Origin of the sequence: Capnocytophaga stomatis (assembly GCF_002302635.1) — a bacterium.
GTDB lineage: Bacteria > Bacteroidota > Bacteroidia > Flavobacteriales > Flavobacteriaceae > Capnocytophaga > Capnocytophaga stomatis.
This window is the reverse complement of record NZ_CP022387.1, coordinates 99,399-114,460: the sequence shown is the minus strand read 5'-3', so window position 1 is coordinate 114,460 and position 15,062 is coordinate 99,399. Positions and strand designations below refer to the sequence as shown.

Annotated in this window: 13 protein-coding genes; 8 read left to right on the top strand and 5 right to left on the bottom strand. The window is 34.9% G+C overall.

Going from position 1 to position 15,062, the window contains the following annotated elements:
• Window positions 1-27 precede the first annotated feature (27 nt).
• Entirely contained in the window at window positions 28-1,443 is a 1,416-nt protein-coding gene (locus tag CGC58_RS00505) for a S1C family serine protease (protein ID WP_095897045.1), read from the top strand.
• Window positions 1,444-1,521: 78 nt separating this feature from the next.
• Window positions 1,522-1,995 carry a 23S rRNA (pseudouridine(1915)-N(3))-methyltransferase RlmH gene (gene rlmH, locus CGC58_RS00500; protein ID WP_095894623.1) on the top strand — a complete coding sequence of 158 codons (474 nt, stop codon included), beginning with the start codon at window positions 1,522-1,524 and terminating at the stop codon, window positions 1,993-1,995.
• Window positions 1,996-1,999: 4 nt separating this feature from the next.
• Here the strand turns inward: rlmH and CGC58_RS00495 are convergent, their stop codons facing one another.
• From CGC58_RS00495 to CGC58_RS00485, 3 genes are all read right to left on the bottom strand, one after another.
• The gene (locus CGC58_RS00495) at window positions 2,000-2,683 is read right to left on the bottom strand and encodes an SIR2 family NAD-dependent protein deacylase (RefSeq protein WP_095894622.1); all 684 of its coding nucleotides are present in this window, start codon (window positions 2,681-2,683) and stop codon (window positions 2,000-2,002) included.
• A 15-nt stretch (window positions 2,684-2,698) separates the two neighbouring features.
• Window positions 2,699-3,412, bottom strand: a complete 714-nt coding sequence (locus CGC58_RS00490) for a DUF4369 domain-containing protein (protein ID WP_095894621.1) — start codon at window positions 3,410-3,412, stop codon at window positions 2,699-2,701.
• A gap of 118 nt (window positions 3,413-3,530) precedes the next feature.
• Window positions 3,531-4,190, bottom strand: coding sequence for an alpha/beta hydrolase (locus CGC58_RS00485; protein WP_232748847.1), 660 nt, complete (start codon window positions 4,188-4,190; stop codon window positions 3,531-3,533).
• A 148-nt stretch (window positions 4,191-4,338) separates the two neighbouring features.
• Between CGC58_RS00485 and CGC58_RS00480 the strand changes: the two genes are divergently transcribed.
• The 6 genes from CGC58_RS00480 (at window position 4,339) to CGC58_RS00455 (ending at window position 12,695) form a co-directional block, all read left to right on the top strand.
• Entirely contained in the window at window positions 4,339-4,623 is a 285-nt protein-coding gene (locus CGC58_RS00480; protein ID WP_095894620.1) for a GNAT family N-acetyltransferase, read from the top strand.
• A gap of 57 nt (window positions 4,624-4,680) precedes the next feature.
• Window positions 4,681-5,637 carry a glycosyltransferase family 2 protein gene (locus tag CGC58_RS00475; RefSeq protein WP_095894619.1) on the top strand — a complete coding sequence of 319 codons (957 nt, stop codon included), beginning with the start codon at window positions 4,681-4,683 and terminating at the stop codon, window positions 5,635-5,637.
• Window positions 5,638-5,774: 137 nt separating this feature from the next.
• Window positions 5,775-7,166 carry a dihydrolipoyl dehydrogenase gene (gene lpdA / locus CGC58_RS00470; RefSeq protein ID WP_095894618.1) on the top strand — a complete coding sequence of 464 codons (1,392 nt, stop codon included), beginning with the start codon at window positions 5,775-5,777 and terminating at the stop codon, window positions 7,164-7,166.
• Between the two features lie 245 nt (window positions 7,167-7,411).
• Window positions 7,412-9,931, top strand: a complete 2,520-nt coding sequence (locus CGC58_RS00465) for an ATP-dependent Clp protease ATP-binding subunit (protein ID WP_095897043.1) — start codon at window positions 7,412-7,414, stop codon at window positions 9,929-9,931.
• Between the two features lie 188 nt (window positions 9,932-10,119).
• Window positions 10,120-10,674, top strand: coding sequence for a C40 family peptidase (locus CGC58_RS00460; RefSeq protein WP_232748846.1), 555 nt, complete (start codon window positions 10,120-10,122; stop codon window positions 10,672-10,674).
• Complete coding sequence (locus CGC58_RS00455; RefSeq protein WP_095897042.1) at window positions 10,671-12,695, top strand: ComEC/Rec2 family competence protein; 2,025 nt, start codon at window positions 10,671-10,673, stop codon at window positions 12,693-12,695. Before CGC58_RS00460 ends, CGC58_RS00455 begins: the two co-directional genes overlap by 4 nt.
• On the opposite strand, the gene CGC58_RS00450 is transcribed toward CGC58_RS00455, so the two are convergent.
• On the bottom strand, window positions 12,696-14,081 hold the full coding sequence (locus CGC58_RS00450; protein WP_095894616.1) for a M20/M25/M40 family metallo-hydrolase: 1,386 nt from the start codon (window positions 14,079-14,081) through the stop codon (window positions 12,696-12,698).
• Between the two features lie 21 nt (window positions 14,082-14,102).
• Window positions 14,103-14,975, bottom strand: coding sequence for a PPK2 family polyphosphate kinase (locus CGC58_RS00445; protein ID WP_095894615.1), 873 nt, complete (start codon window positions 14,973-14,975; stop codon window positions 14,103-14,105).
• Window positions 14,976-15,062 lie beyond the last annotated feature (87 nt).

Here is a 15,062-nt window from a genome sequence, read left to right as displayed (position 1 = left end):
AAGTATAACTATTTTAAGAAAAACAGTATGAAAAATTATGTAAGTGCAGTTTCAGCAGCTTTTTTAGGAGGAATGCTGACATTAGGAGGATACAAATTATTTTTTGACAAAAAAGAAACAAACCAATCAGTTATCGCTGAAATGGGAAAACCTAATTTTGTTCAGACAAATTATGTCGCAGGAACAAAATTTGAATTTAACGAAAACAGTTTTGTTGAAGCAGCAAACAAAACGGTAAACAGCGTGGTTCACATCAAAAATGTGGCGAAGGTGCAAGGTGGAGCAATGTCCATTTTTGATTTGCTTTACGGAAATGGTGGAGGACAAGGGCAAACTGAAATCGGTACAGGTTCAGGAGTTATCATAACGCCTGATGGTTACATAGTTACAAATAATCACGTGATTGCTGGTGCTACAAGTTTGGAAGTAACTTTAAACAATAATAAAACATACGCGGCCAAGCTCGTAGGAACGGATGTTTCATCGGATATTGCTTTACTTAAAATTGATGTGGAGGAGCAATTGCCTTTCCTTACTTTTGCCGATTCGGATAATACGCAAATAGGCGAGTGGGTGCTTGCTGTTGGAAATCCGTTTAATTTAAATTCGACTGTAACTGCGGGGATTATCAGTGCAAAAGCTCGTAATATCAGCGAACGCTCAAGCGACAAGGTGGAATCGTTCATCCAAACAGATGCCGCAGTAAACAGAGGAAACAGCGGTGGGGCTTTGGTAAATTTGAAAGGAGATTTAATAGGAATAAATACTGCAATAACTTCAACAACAGGTACTTATGTTGGTTATTCTTTTGCAGTTCCGAGTAATATAGCCAAAAAAGTAGTTGAAGATTTGATTGAGTTTGGAAATGTTCAAAAAGGAATTTTGGGAGTAAGAGGTACGGAACTAAACTCAAGTTATGCGGAAAAACTCAAAATAAAAGAAACAGAAGGTTTTTATGTAGATTCAGTTGATGAGGATTCAGGAGCTGCTTCTGCCGGAATAAGAAAAGGAGATGTTATCAAACAAATTGATAATGTGCGTATTCACAAATATTCTGACCTTAGCGGATACATTGCTTCCAAACGTCCCGGAGATGCACTCAAAGTTCTGTACGTGCGTGAAGGAAAAGAAAAAACAACAAGCATCACGCTTAAGAAAAACACTACATATGTGGTTAATGCCCTTGGTTTGGAGGTGAAAAATTTGTCAGAAAATGATTACAAAAAATTCAAAACCAAATCGGGAGTGAAAATTACAGGAGCTTCTCAGTTTTATGAATATAATAATATCGGAGTTGTAGGAAAAGTGTTACTTTCCGTAAACGGAAAATCAATAAAAGATGTTGATGAATTAAAGACAATAATGTCAAATTTATCATCAAATTCAAGAAATTCATTAGAATTATTAAATGAAAAAGGAGAAAAAGAAAGATTCTTTTTTTAAAGAAATTAATTAATTTTTTAGGGATTGATGTTTTGTTTTCAGCGGAATATCAGTCCCTAAATTTTGTTTTTTAAGAAAATGAATATCAAATTAATAGCTATAGGAAAAACGGATAACTCTGCATTACAGCAACTTATCACGGATTATGAAAAAAGACTTTCACATTATGTGAACTTTCAGTTGCAAATCATTTTAGATGTAAAAAATAGTAAATCATTAAGTGAGGAGCAACAAAAAATAAAAGAAGGAGAGCTGATTTTGAAGAATATAGATAGTTCTCATCATTTGATTTTGTTAGATGAACGAGGAAAAGAATATACTTCGGTTGGTTTCTCGGAATTTTTACAAAAGCAAATGAATGCAGGTACAAGGCAACTCGTGTTTGTAATAGGAGGACCTTACGGTTTTTCCGAAGAGGTGTACGCGAGGGCTAACGGAAAGCTATCTCTCTCAAAATTAACATTTTCTCATCAAATGATACGCTTATTTTTTATGGAGCAAATTTATCGAGCTTTCACAATATTGAAAAATGAACCTTATCACCATCGATGAAGATTTATTGATGTTTTCTCAATAAATTAGCTACTTTTTGCATACCAACAGACGCTTTTTCTTTAATTACTGTTAAATTTCCTCTACTCTGAATCTGAGGATTTAAATCCACATAATATATAGGAGTATTATATTGAGCATAATCCATAAGTCCTGCTGCTGGATATACTTGTAAAGATGTTCCTATAATCAAAAGAATATCAGCGGATTCTACTTCTTTTATGCTTTTGGGAATCATAGGTACGGACTCACCAAACCACACAATATGTGGACGCAATTGAACTCCGGAAGGAGATAAATCTCCTAAATGAATATCCTCAAAACAATCAAAAATAAGCTCCTCATTATCAATTCCTCTTGATTTTAACAACTCTCCGTGAAGATGAATTATGTTTTTGCTTCCCGCCCTTTCGTGTAAATCATCTACATTTTGAGTAACTATAACCACTTCATAATCAGATTGTAATTCTGATAAAATAATATGAGCTAAGTTGGGGTGTACTTCTTTAAGTTGTCGCCTACGTTGGTTGTAGAAATCCAGAACAAGATTGGGATTTTTAGCGAAACCTTCAGGAGAGGCAACTTCCATTACGTTGTGTCCTTCCCACAATCCGTCCGAATCACGAAATGTTTTTATTCCGCTTTCGGCACTAATGCCTGCTCCTGTAAGTGCTACAATCTTCTTCATTAAAAGTTGAATTTTTTAATTTTCTTTTTTTACTTCTTCGATATGTTTTTTCAGTTCCTTACCATATTTGGAAGAAGCTACTTCCGGAGATAGTACCTTGTGTATGGAATCCAAAAACTTGATGTTTGCATCGGGAGCATCAGCCAAGGCAATGTAAGGAGATACGTAAGAGTTTGGATGCGTGATGGCAAAATTCAGCGTGTAAAGGTAACGACGAAGCGTATTTTTTTCTGAAAGTTGATTAATTGAATCGGCTTTTTTCTGATTTAGGTCTTTTATAGCATTAAGTTGTTGTTCCAAAAGCTCTAAATTTCGATTGCTAAATTTTCGTATATTTCGATTGTATTCCTCAAGAAGTTTCTGTGATTCAGAGCCTTCAATTTTTGCGTGAACATCAAACATATCGTGTTTACTATTGATTTTGATTGTTGTAGGCTCGCCAAAAAAACGAAGTCGGTCACCAAAGTCAGTTCCTTCTTTTTTGTCTAAATCAAGGTAAATGTAAAAAACTTCAGGAGTTTCAAGCGTTCTTCTGAAAGTAAATTTGCCATCGCCCTTTGCTTCAACTGAATCCAAATTGATTAGCTTTTCGCCGTCATATTGTTGCAGATAAATCTTTCCTTTTTTAAGTCCTTCGATGTTTCCTTCAATAATCATTGTGTTCTCATCAGCTGTTTCTGAGCAACTTAAAAGCGTTAAAGCCGAAACTAAAAAAAATATTTTCTTCATTGATAAATAAAATCTAAAAAAAATTAAAAATCACTAAATCCCTTAATAAATTGGTTTTTTTATATATTCCGTGCGAAGGTAACACAATTTTTGATTTTAGCAAAATTTTAAGGAATTCTTAATTTTCAATTATTCGAGGTAAATTCTCATTGAACCATCTGTGCCGATTGATAATCATAATATGTGTTCCTTTTTCAATAATAATTGCATCAGAAATATATTTGACAGGGAAAATTTTGTCGTTACTTCCTTGTATATGAACAGTATTAGGCAAAGGAGCATCTTGTTCCCAATTTACAATTTTATCAATAGACCATTCCAAATAAAAAGGAGAACGCATACCAATGTATTTTTCGTAAAGTTCGATGCGTTTTGTAATGGAATCTATGAAAGAAAACTGTTTCCAATATTCAAAAGAATTAATCAGGCTCACGGGAAGCAATTTATATAAATTTGTGTATCGAGCTAAAAGCATTTTTTTAGGAAGTTCGTGTTTGCTTTTTACGCTTGATATTACAATAATCTTTTTATAATCAATGTGTTTTGCGATTTCTTGCACGATGATTCCGCCGAAAGAAACTCCCAAAAGCACAGGTTTTTCGTGTTTTATATTCTTCGATAAACGCAAAGCATATCCCGACAAAGATTCTTCTTTCAGAGGGAGAATCCAATCTAAAAGATGAACTTCATAATTATCAGGAAATTTTAAAAAATCAAAAATTTTGGGACTTGCAGCCATCCCCGGCATTAGGTAAATATGAGTTTTAGTATTTATCATTTAAAAATTGAAAATTAATGAATTATTTCGTAATTTTGTGCCGAAATAACAAATATAAAACCAGGGTAAAGGTACAACCTTTTTGTTAAATACAAAAACGGTGACAAAAGTAAACCCTATTTTTAGATTGTTAATATTTGATACTGATATGGTTGAAATAACAGATAGTGAGTTTTTACGTCAATTTCAGACAAAAGTAAATGGAGAAATTGCCTTTGTGGAGTATTCCGTACAGGAACGAAAAATCTTCTTCACAAAAGTACACATTCCTGAAGTGGCTGACAAAGAATTTGCAGATGAGTTCATTAAAGCTGTTCTTGAAGAAGTTTCTTCCAGAAGGCTCAGAGTAGTGCCAACTTGTGCCGAAGCTACTGCTTTTTTCAGGAGAAATAAGGAATATAAAGAATTGCTTCCTGCAGGAATCAGAATTTAATGCAGAATTTTTTGCAAACTAACTGTAACTTTAAAATTTTTACGCACCTTAAAGCAAATGCAAATATCAATAGTAATCCCCCTTTTAAACGAGGAAGAATCATTGACTGAGCTTCATAATTGGATAGTTCAGGTGATGAAAGAACACAAATTCACTTATCAAATAATTTTTGTAGATGACGGAAGCACTGATGATTCTTGGAAGATAATCAAGGAGTTATCGCAAAAAGATAGTTGTGTTTCGGGAATACGATTTTTCAGAAATTATGGCAAATCACAGGCTCTGCACATTGGTTTTGCACAAGCGGAAGGAGATGTAATCATAACAATGGATGCTGATTTGCAAGATAGCCCTGATGAAATACCTGCTTTGTACCGAATGATAACAACAGAAGGATACGATTTGGTATCAGGTTGGAAGAAAAAGCGTTATGATTCAAAAATAGCTAAAAATTTGCCATCGAAGCTGTTCAATTGGGCGGCTCGCAAAACTTCGGGTTTGCGTCTTCACGACTTCAATTGCGGATTGAAAGCCTATAAAAAAGAAGTTGTTAAAAATATAGATGTTTCCGGTGAGATGCATCGTTATATTCCCGTTCTGGCTAAAAATGCTGGTTATAAGAAAATTACCGAAAAAATAGTTCAGCATCAAGCTCGGAAATATGGGCAAACCAAATTTGGAATGAACCGATTTATCAATGGCTTTCTGGATTTGATAACCATCAGTTTCATATCTCATTTCGGAAAGAGACCGATGCATTTTTTTGGTGCATTGGGGGTGCTGATGTTCTTCATTGGTTTTATTTTTTCTGCTTATTTAGGGATAGATAAGTTGTTTATTAATCCTCATAACCGATTGATAGCCAGTCGTCCTGAATTTTACATAGCTTTGACAACGATGGTTATTGGTACTCAATTTTTTATCGCAGGATTTTTGGGTGAAATTATTTTAAGAACCAAAAATAAAGAAGAAAGATACAAGATAAGTGAAAAAATTGGGATTGAAAATCTGTAAGAAAGTCATAATTCAAAATATTGATTTTTAATTTTTTGCAGAATATTCAAATTGAAAAAAATTTAAAAGGACTAAAATTAAAATAAAATTACGTACTTTCGTAACCTGAATAAAACTGACAAATAAAATTATATAAGATGAGTAAATACGACATTATTGTGTTGGGAAGCGGACCGGGTGGTTATGTAACTGCAATTCGTGCTTCTCAATTAGGCTTTAAAACAGCAGTAGTTGAAAAAGAAAATTTGGGCGGTGTGTGCCTGAATTGGGGTTGTATCCCTACGAAAGCACTTCTGAAATCAGCTCAGGTATTTGAATATTTGAAGCACGCTTCGGACTATGGTCTTTCTGTAAAGGAGTTTGATAAGGACTTTTCTGCAGTTGTGAAAAGAAGTCGTGATGTTGCTGACGGAATGAGCAAAGGCGTTCAGTTTTTGATGAAAAAAAATAAAATTGATGTAATTGATGGCTTCGGGAAAGTAAAACCCGGCAAAAAAGTAGAGGTTACTGACAAAGATGGCAAAGTAACTGAGTACTCAGCCGACCACATTATCATTGCTACTGGAGCTCGTTCACGTGAATTACCGGCTCTTCCGCAAGATGGCAAAAAAGTAATCGGCTATCGTCAAGCACTTACCTTGCCTGAGCAACCTAAAAAAATGATTGTAGTGGGAAGTGGAGCTATCGGGATTGAGTTTGCGTACTTTTATAAATCAATGGGGACAGAAGTTGTTATCGTGGAGTTTATGCCGAACATAGTTCCTGTTGAAGATGAGGAAGTTTCAAAACAATTGGAGCGTAGTTTCAAAAAATTAGGCATCAAAATTATGACTTCTGCCGAAGTTACAAAAGTGGACACTTCTGGCAAAGGAGTTAAGGCTTTCGTTAAAACTTCTAAAGGAGAGGAAATTCTGGAGGCTGATGTTATTTTGTCGGCGGTAGGAATCAAAACGAATATTGAAAATATTGGTTTAGAGGAGGTTGGCATAGCAACTGACCGTGATAAAATTTTAGTAGATAAGTTTTATCAAACAAATGTTCCTGGTTATTACGCTATCGGCGATGTGGTTCCGGGGCAAGCATTGGCTCACGTAGCTTCTGCTGAAGGAATTCTTTGTGTGGAGAAAATCAAAGGATTACACGTAGAACCTCTTGATTACGGAAACATTCCTGGTTGTACTTACTGCACTCCTGAAATTGCTTCAGTGGGTCTTACAGAAAAGCAAGCCAAAGAAAAAGGTTACGAAATCAAGGTTGGAAAATTCCCATTCTCGGCATCGGGAAAAGCCAAAGCCGGCGGAAATGCTGACGGATTTGTAAAAGTAATTTTTGATGCCAAATATGGCGAATGGCTTGGTTGTCATATGATTGGGGCAGGAGTTACCGATATGATTGCAGAGGCTGTTGTTGCTCGCAAACTTGAAACTACCGGTCACGAAGTACTTAAAGCCGTACATCCGCATCCTACTATGAGTGAGGCGGTTATGGAGGCTGTTGCTGCCGCCTATGGCGAAGTAATTCACATATAAAGAAATTTAGAAATACTTAATTGCAAGGGCAGAGAATTTTTCAAGGATTTTCTGCCTTTTTAGCTTCAAAACTTATTTTTGAAAACCATTTTTTGATAATAAAAATATCTTAATTTTTGATTTTTAGATATTTTATTTATCTTTACCCGATGAAAGAAGTTTTGTTTTAAATGACAAAATTTCAGATTATTGTAAAAGGAATAGTTTTTGTTACATACAACACATTTTTAGAACATATTTATTTTATGAGTGACAATTTTTCTCCAAGAGTTAAAAGAATTTTTACGTACAGTAAGGATGAGGCTATCCGTTTGGGGCAGTCAACAGTAGGGACAGAGCATTTCATATTAGCGATGCTTCACGAGGGCGAAGGGAAGGCTTTTGAGGTTTTACTCAGTTTGAAAACGGATATGGACAGGCTAAGACAGAGCATTCACGCACTGACTTCGGCTCGAGGGTTAAATCCGCCAAATCATAATGCCATTCATTTTACGGTTCAGGCAGAAAGAGCAATGCAAGCTACGTATTTGGAGGCAAAACGAGCTCAAAATGATGTGATTAACACAGGGCATCTCTTGCTTAGTATTTTACGTAATGAGAACGACCCAACCACTAAGGTTTTTAATAAACTTGGGGTTGATTATGAGTTGGTTAAATCAAAATTTCAGCCAATTGGCGATGATAAGTTTTTCAATCCTACAAATGAATTTGATGAAGAGGAAAGAGAGGAGGGAAGCACTTACGAACGTGGCAAGGGGCAGTCTTCCGAGCCAAGTAGCACTCAAAAAGGAACGCGCAAATTAACTGTGCTTGACAATTTCGGTCGGGATTTGACCTTACTGGCGGAACAAGGAAAATTAGACCCAGTGATAGGGAGAGACAAAGAAATTGAGCGAGTTTCTCAAATTTTAAGTCGCAGAAAGAAAAATAATCCGCTGCTTATAGGAGAACCAGGAGTTGGAAAAAGTGCTATTGCTGAAGGACTTGCACTTCGAATCATTCAGAAAAAAGTGTCACGTGTTTTGTATAATAAACGTGTGGTTACTCTTGATTTGGCTTCGCTTGTTGCGGGAACCAAATATCGTGGTCAGTTTGAGGAACGTATGAAGGCAATAATGAATGAGTTAGAGAAAAATGACGATATTATTCTGTTCATCGATGAAATTCATACCATTGTAGGTGCTGGTGGAGCCACAGGCAGTTTAGATGCTTCAAATATGTTTAAACCAGCTTTGGCACGGGGAGAAATTCAGTGCATCGGAGCCACCACCTTGGACGAATATCGCCAATCCATTGAGAAAGATGGAGCTTTAGAACGACGTTTTCAGAAGGTTATTGTAGAGCCAACATCAATTGATGAAACCATTGAAATTCTTCATAATATAAAGAAAAAATATGAAGATCATCATAGCGTTACTTACACAGATGGAGCCATTGAAGCTTGTGTGAAGCTAACAAGCCGTTATTTAACAGACCGTTTTCTTCCAGATAAAGCTTTGGACGCACTGGATGAGGCTGGTTCACGTATACACATAACTCAAATGAAAGTTCCGAAGAAAATTTTGGAATTAGAGTCTGAATTAGAGCGTGTTGTAAAATCAAAAGGCGATGCTGTTTCGCGTCAGCAGTTTGAGGAGGCTGCTCGTTTACGTGATGATGAGAAAAAAATAGAGCAAACTTTGGCAGAACTTCACAGAAAATGGGAGGAAGACGCTAAGTTACACAGAGATACAGTAACAGAAGAGCACATTGCAGATGTGGTTTCAATGATGAGTGGCATTCCTGTGAACAGAATCGCTCAAACTGAAATGAGTAAACTTTCAACACTTTCTGAGACTATAAAAGGAAAAATTATAGGTCAAGATGTTGCTGTTGAGAAAGTTATAAAAGCAATCAAACGCAATCGTACGGGATTGAAAGATCCTAATAAGCCAATAGGGTCATTTATTTTCTTAGGACAAACTGGAGTTGGAAAAACTCAATTGGCAAAAGTTTTGGCTCGAGAGTTGTTCGATTCGGAAGAAACAATGATTCGTATCGATATGAGCGAATATATGGAAAAATTCTCAACCACGCGACTCATTGGAGCTCCTCCGGGGTACGTGGGATATGAAGAAGGCGGACAACTTACTGAAAAAGTGCGTCGTAAGCCGTATTCTGTTATTTTACTTGATGAGATAGAAAAAGCACATCCGGACATATTTAATATGTTATTACAAGTGCTTGATGATGGTTTTTTGACCGATAGCTTAGGACGTAAGGTAGATTTCAGAAACTGCATTATCATTATGACTTCTAACATCGGAGCCAGACAAATAAAGGACTTTGGGCAAGGAATAGGTTTCGGTACTTCTGCCAAAATGGCACAGTCAGATGCTCACGAAAAGTCAGTTATTGAAAATGCACTAAAAAAAGTGTTTGCTCCCGAGTTTTTAAATCGTATTGATGATGTGATTACGTTCAATCCGCTAAGTAAAGAAGATATAGTTCAAATAATTGATATTGAGCTTAATAAGTTGTATTCTCGAATCAAAGATTTAGGATATTCAATTGAGCTAAGTGAAAAGGCAAGAGATTTCATTGCAGAAAAAGGTTACGACAAACAATATGGAGCAAGACCTTTAAAACGAGCAATTCAGAAATACGTTGAAGACCTTTTGGCAGAGGAGATTGTTTCATCACATATTAAAGAAGGAGATAACATCCATTTTGATGTAAATCCAGAAGGAGATAACTTGGTAATATCAATAAAATCAGTTATTTAGTTTTGAAATAAAGCTGAAAGAGCAGAAAAATAATTTTCTCTAATTTTTCAAATTTTGCTCTTTCGGCTTTTATATTTACCCCATTTTAGCTTTTGATAATGAGATTTTTCACAATACTATTAATTGTTTCAGCCATATTTTTTACATCTTGTGCAGAGCGTTATAGCACAAGGAAACGCACTGCCAAAATGGAAGGAAGGGAAGATATTTCCAAAAATAAGAGAAATCATACGGAAGTATCTCAAACTAAATCAAGCAAAAAAACGGGCAAAAATCATCAGGAAAAAGCTGAAAAAGAGGTAATTGAGAAAACACCTTCTGTTAGTGCAAAAAAGGAAAATACATCAGCTTACACGACAAGTGAGCAACAGCAATTGGTGCTTGATACGGCGTTGTCCTACTTAGGTTCGCCTTACAAATATGGAGGAACTACCCGAAAAGGATTTGATTGTTCAGGATTTGTTTCTGCTTCTTTCAAGCCGTTGGATGTTTCCTTGCATCGTTCGTCTCACGAAATGGCAAATCAAGGGAAAAATGTAGATTTGAAAAATGTGCAAATAGGTGATTTACTGTTTTTTGTGACAGGAAAAAATAAAAGAATTTCCCACGTAGGCATTGTGGTAGAAACAGGAAATGAAATAAAATTCATACATTCATCAACGTCAAGAGGTGTGATTATTTCCTCATTGAGTGAAGGTTATTGGTCAAAAGCATACCGAAAAGCGAAAAGAATTCTTATGTGAAATTTGTAAACACAGCAATATTAACCATACTTTCAGGAATTGTAACGGGAATTGCAATTTCGAGCTTTTTCCGTGTGAATTTGCAAACTGCTTTAGCTTTTTGCTTTGTTGTAATAGCAACATTATCAGCACATTCGTTTCTTTCTCTTAAAAATGTAAAATTCAGAAAATTTTTTCCACTTCATAGTTTTGTAACTTTCGTTTTTACTGGGATTTTAGTTGCGACATTGCATAATCCTACCTTAAAATCAAATCATTACACAAATTTGCTCAGCGAAAACGAGTATTATTTACTTCAAACCAGAATCATAGAAAAAATTTCAGAATCTAATTTTGGAACGACTTATAAAGCAGAATTAATTTCAGCTGATAATCAGGAAATAGGAGGGAAGCTACTCACTTTCTTTCCAAAAGATTCATTAAATAAAGCTGATTTTCAGAGAGATGAATTCATAACTGTATCGGCAAAGCTAACTTCAATTCCTGCTCCTAAGAATCCGTATCAGTTTGATTATAAGGCTTATATGCAACGTCAAGAAGTGTTTTGGAAAGCAAATGTAGTTTCATATAAAATTCATAATGAATTGAAAGGTAGCTCAGTACGAGGATTTGCTGAAAAAATCCGAACAAAAATGTTTTCAATCCTTGATTCAAATTTTTCAAAAGAAACAGCTTCTTTGTTGAAAACGTTGCTTTTAGGAAACCGCAAAGATTTAGATGAAAATACGTATCAGAATTATATTGACGCTGGGGCGGTGCATATTTTAGCAATTTCGGGGCTTCATATCGGGATTATTACAGCAATTTTACTATTTTTATTGCAAAAGTTGCCAAATTTTGGAATTTGGAAAAAATTGCGTTTCGTTTTGCTATTGTTCTTTTTGTGGAGTTTTGCCTTTTTGGCAGGCTTGTCGCCTTCGGTGTTGCGTGCTGTTACGATGTTCAGTTTTATCGGAATATCATTAATGTTGAGCAAGCAGCAGGGACGTTTTGACGCTCTGATGTTCTCGATGCTTTTATTGTTGTTGATTAATCCAAATTATTTGTATGATCTTGGTTTTCAGTTAAGTTACTTAGCAGTTTTTTCCATTTTGATATTTTATCCTTGGATGGAAAAATGGTGGCAACCCCAAACGAAACTTTTAAAAAGCATTTGGTCGCTGTTCCTCGTTGGTATTTCGGCTCAAATTGTTATTTTGCCAATAAGTTTGTATTATTTTCATCAATTTCCTTTTCTGTTTTTTGTTTCCAATTTACTCCTTGTTCCTCTTTTGTCGCCTATCCTTATTTTAGGTTTTTTAGCTCTGATACTTGGTTTTTTCAGTATTTTACCTTCCTTTTTAGTGTTTCTGTTGGAAAAAATTATCAATTTTATGAATTTTTGTACAAAAATTATCGCTTCACAAGAAGAATTTATCGTTCGGAATATATATTTTGATGATAAATTGCTAATTTTTTCATTATTGATGGTCTTAGCTTTAATTTTTTGGATAAATAAGCAAGATTTCAAACGAACAATGGCTTTGTTGTCTTCTATTTTGGTTTTTCAAGCTGTATTATTCTACAATAAATATCAAATTGAGAATACGGAAAACTTGACTGTTTTTCATTTATACAAGAAAAGTTTGTTTTCTGTTAGGAAAGGAAATCAACTGATTGTTTTTCAGAATGATAGCCTAAAGGAAAATCGAATTATTGACAATTATGCCAAAATTTTGGGAATTTCCGATATTCATCAGAAAGAAATTCCTCATATAATTCAATTTCAAGGAAATACGATTCTGTTTTTGGACAGTTTGGGGATTTATCCAAAAAGTAAAAATGTAAAAATAGATGAAATAATCATCACACAATCTCCCAAAATCAATTTCGAGCGTATGTTGTTAGAAATCAAACCTAAAAGAGTAATCGCAGACGGAAGCAATTTTCCAAGTATGGTTAAAAAATGGCAATCAAAATGCGATGAACTCGGAATTTTATTCCATACGACTTCAGAAAAGGGAGCTTATATCAAACAATGATTACAATCCGTATTTATCAACCAAATAAATCAAGCTTGCCATAGCAGCAGCTCCGAGCTCTAATTCTCGTTTATTTACAGCTTCAAAAACGTCATTTTCAGAGTGATGGTAATCAAAATAACGCTGTGAATTTACGTACAAACCAGCTAAAACATTATCCTCAGTTTGCAGAAAATTAATGTCAAGTCCTGGAAAACCTTTCTCAAAATAGTAAACTTGATAAGGTTTGAACAAATTCTTCCACGACTGTATTTTCTGTATTTTCTTTTCATTTCCTTGTAAGCTGAAACCCAGAGGAGTAAATCCGCCAGCATCTGATTCTAAAGCAAAAATTTGATTTTCCTTTTTGTTTTTTGATTCTTCTGCATACTTGATAGCTCCTTTTGCACCATTTTCTTCATTGGCAAAAAATACGATGCGTATTGTTCGTTTTGGTTTGTAATTCAATGCTTTAAAGATGCGAATAACTTCCAAACATTGAGCTACTCCGGCACCATCGTCGTGAGCTCCTTGTCCCACATCCCACGAGTCGAGGTGAGCCCCGAAAGAAATAATTTCGTTGGGAAACTCTGACCCTTTGATTTCGGCAATTACGTTATTTGATTGTACATCATTGAAAATCTTGCAACTTTGCTTGAAAAAGAAATTTAAATCAGGATTTAAACTTAATAAACTACTGAGCATATCTGCCCCATTTGTGCTGATAGCCGTCGCCGGAATATGTCTGCTTCTTGGTAAATCTTCATAGGACATAACTCCCGTATGCGGAGAATTATCTAATTTATGAGTTAAAGAACGAACAATCACAGCAATAGCACCTTTATTTACAGCAATTCTTGCTCCGGAATATCGCTGAGCTCCGCGAACTCCGTACGCATCCGAAACGTCTATAAAGTCATTAGGCAAAGCACCATTGATGAATGCTATTTTTCCAACCACCTTATTGATATCAGCTTTTTCGAGTTCTTCCAAGCTTTTAAATTCCACGACTTGTGCCTTAATTCCGGAAGCCGGAGTTGCAACAGAACCGCCTAAAGCTAAAATGGGAACTGTAGTTGTTTTTCCCTTACTTGTCTCAATATAAGCATATTCCGAAATTCCTCTTGCCCAATGCGGAACCATCACAGGCTGAAGAGTCACTTTTGTATTTAAATTATTGAGTTCTGTTTCTAAAAATCGAATCATCTTTTTTTCACCGTAAGAGCCTGAAAGTCTGGCACCAACGTTATAACAAATTTGATGTAGCCAATCATAAGCTTTTCCTTCTGTCAAGGCTTGATTGTAGATGTTTCGTAAAAATAACGAATCTTTCTCATTTTGAGCATTCATTCTGCTAAAAACACTGCAAAAAATGCAAGTAAGAATGATGATAAATTTGTTTTTCATAAACTGATAAATATTTTATAATCAATCGTTTGATAATTGTTCTTTATATTCTGCAAGATTTATTTCGTTACTTATTTCGGGGTATTTTATGTCTTCATATTTTTTCAGCGTATTCCACAGAATTTTTGCAACTAACAACCGTGCAGCCTTTTTATTGTTTGCGGGAATTATATACCAAGGAGCTGATTTTGAATATGTTTCATTAATTGCTTCTTCATAATATTTTTGATATTTATCCCAAAGTTTTCGTTCGTTTAAATCTCCTATCGAAAATTTCCAATTTTTAGAAGGATTATTTAAACGTTCCAGCAATCTTCGCCTTTGTTCTTCTTTTGAAATATTTAGAAAGAATTTGAAGATAATTGTTCCGTTTTCCGAAATATTTTTTTCAAATTTTCTGATTTGTTTGAATCGTTTTTTCCAAAATTTTTCATCAATATCTTCAATTTTTGTTATTTTTGGAAGGTTTTCATTCAAAATATACTCTGGATGTACTCGAGTTACGGTTACATTTTCATAATGCGTACGATTAAAAATCCCGAATTTGCCACGTTCAGGCAAAGCGATGTAATGTCTCCACAAATAGTCGTGCTCGAGTTCTTTTTGAGAGGGAGATTTAAAACTATGAACCTCAATGCCTTGAGTGTTAAAACCTTTGAAAACATCTCTGATTAAACTATCTTTTCCTGAAGTGTCCATTCCTTGTATGCAAACCAAAACGCTGTATCGGTTGTGTGCGTAAAGTACATCCTGAAAATCAGCAAGTTTTTTGCTAACCTCCTTAAGTTCAGCTTTTAAACTTTCTTCATTCATTAAAAAATCTTCATAAGTGTTTAATTCTGAGAGATTAATATCTTCCTTAACACGATATTTTTTAGGATTTATTTTGCTCATAGAAGTAATTCAATTCGGTTACTTTGCAAAAGTAAAGGATTTTATCAGGAAAAACAAACTGTTGAAACTGTTAAAAATATCGTTGAA